We start from the raw sequence: 540 nt of genomic DNA, 5'->3' as shown, positions 1-540 counted from the left end.
ATTTTTTTTACCATGTACGATGATGTGATAGCTGATGTTAGATGTGTACTGATGTGACATGTGTTAATTGGTTGCTGATATGTTATACTTACACATGTAAAAAATTATATTAAATATTTTTTAATGGATCATCTCTATATAGTTAGATAGGATATGCAATCTACAAAATTGGATAGCATAAATACCTACTTTGTACTTTCCACCTAGAATAATATGTTTTATTATTGTCAACAAAGTATATTGTTGTCACTAAATTTTTCAAAAGTGCAGAGTTACATTGTCCAAATTACATATTAAATGACATGTTGTCTAACTTAATGATTAATAAGAAGGTTGAACAAAAATGTTGTCAGGGCAAAAATAATATTTGTTCTCTAACTTTAACACTATGATGATCCAAAAAAATCAAACCAATGATAAATAGGAAAGTTAAAACTACAACTTTTTTATGGCAATTTACTTCTTTTGTGGGTGTTGTGGGCGTGCCATGCCGAGCTTTCGGAGTTCCAACAAAGCTGATCAACTTTTTTCTGCTTGTAC

General features: G+C 29.6%; 1 protein-coding gene. It reads right to left on the bottom strand.

Annotated elements, in window-relative coordinates:
• Nucleotides 1-349 precede the first annotated feature (349 nt).
• A partial coding sequence (locus tag ACQY5W_RS13520; protein WP_428025490.1) for a hypothetical protein occupies nucleotides 350-540 on the bottom strand: 191 nt, incomplete at its 5' end.

This window comes from Arcobacter sp., from assembly GCF_050300555.1.
Lineage (GTDB): Bacteria > Campylobacterota > Campylobacteria > Campylobacterales > Arcobacteraceae > Arcobacter.
The sequence above is the reverse complement of the archived record's forward strand: the minus strand, read 5'-3'. Positions and strand labels throughout refer to the sequence as shown.